Annotated in this window: 2 protein-coding genes; both read left to right on the forward strand. The window is 72.0% G+C overall.

Annotation, left to right across the window (positions count from 1 at the left end; all coding sequences use genetic code 11):
- Positions 1-10 precede the first annotated feature (10 nt).
- Positions 11-1,168, forward strand: coding sequence for an exo-alpha-sialidase (locus tag ABZ281_RS48755; RefSeq protein WP_356665217.1), 1,158 nt, complete (start codon positions 11-13; stop codon positions 1,166-1,168).
- Between the two features lie 87 nt (positions 1,169-1,255).
- The coding region (locus ABZ281_RS48760; protein ID WP_356665219.1) for a uracil-DNA glycosylase at positions 1,256-1,597 on the forward strand (342 nt) is incomplete at its 3' end.

Consider the following 1,597-nt stretch of genomic DNA (forward strand, 5'->3'; position numbering starts at 1 on the left):
GTGACTGTCAGTGGTCGGGTGCAGACTGACCGGTGTTCGGGACAAGGGCGTCAAGGACGACGCCGCGGAGGTGATCGGCATGACCGAGGTACTGCTCGCCGTGGGCACGCGCAAAGGCCTGTTCATCGGGCGCCGGCGAGGTGGTGGCTCCTGGGAGTTCGACGAGAGCCCCTACTTCAACGCGCAGGCCGTGTACTCGGTCGCCATCGACACCAGGACCGGCACCCCGCGGCTGCTGGCGGGCGGCGACAGCTCGCACTGGGGCCCGTCGGTGTTCCACTCCGACGATCTCGGCCGGACCTGGACCGAACCGGCCCGCCCGGCCGTCAAGTTCCCCAAGGACACCGGGGCGTCCCTGGAGCGGGTGTGGCAGCTGCACCCGGCCGCCGCCGAGCCGGACGTGGTGTACGCGGGCACCGAACCGGCCGCGCTGTACCGCTCGGAGGACCGCGGGGAGACGTTCGAGCTGGTCCGGCCGCTGTGGGAGCATCCCACGCGGTCGAAGTGGGTGCCGGGCGGTGGCGGTGAGGGCCTGCACACCGTGCTCACCGACGCGCGCGACCCGAAGGCGGTGACCGTCGCCGTCTCGACCGCCGGCGTGTTCCGCACGCTGGACGGCGGCGCGAGCTGGGCGCCTTCCAACTCGGGCGTCTCGGCGGTGTTCCTGCCCGACCCGAACCCGGAGTTCGGCCAGTGCGTGCACAAAGTCACGCGCGACGGTGCCTCCCCGGACCGGCTGTATCTGCAGAACCACTGGGGGGTGTACCGCAGCGACGACGCGGGCGCGCACTGGACGGACATCGGCGAGGGCCTGCCGTCCACGTTCGGCTTCGCGGTGGCGGCGCATCCGCACCGAGGCGACACGGCGTACGTGTTCCCGATCAACGCCGACGCCGACCGGGTCCCGGCCGACCACCGATGCCGCGTCTACCGGACGGCGGACGCCGGCAAGTGCTGGGAGCCGCTCACCGCGGGCCTGCCGCAGGAGGACCACTACGGCACGGTGCTGCGCGATGCGATGTGCACGGACGACGCCGACCCGGCGGGCGTCTACTTCGGCAACCGCAACGGCGAGGTGTTCGCCTCGGCGGACGACGGCGACAGCTGGCAGCAGCTCGCCTCGCATCTGCCGGACGTGCTGTGCGTGCGGGCCGCGCTCGTCGGCTGAGGCGCGGACGAGACGGGGGACGAGGGTGCGCACAGGCGTTGGCCACCGGTTGATCGCCGCTGCCCGTACGGCAGTAGGGTGACGCCCGTGGCACCACGACCCTTGCATGAGATCGTCGAAGCGGGCTGGGCGAAGGCCCTGGAACCGGTGGCCGAACGCGTCGCCGTGATGGGGGACTTCCTCCGCGCGGAGATCGCCGCCGGACGCACCTACCTCCCGGCCGGGGCGAACGTCCTGCGAGCCTTTCAGCAGCCCTTCGACGACGTACGCGTCCTGATCGTCGGTCAGGACCCGTACCCGACTCCGGGCCACGCGGTGGGGCTGTCGTTCTCGGTCGCGCCCGAGGTGCGGCCGCTGCCCGGCAGCCTCATCAACATCTTCCGCGAGCTGAACGCCGACCTGGGGCTGCCCCAGCCGTCCAACGGTGAC

The organism is Streptomyces sp. NPDC006265, from assembly GCF_040613555.1.
In the GTDB taxonomy this organism is placed as follows: Bacteria; Actinomycetota; Actinomycetes; order Streptomycetales; family Streptomycetaceae; genus Streptomyces.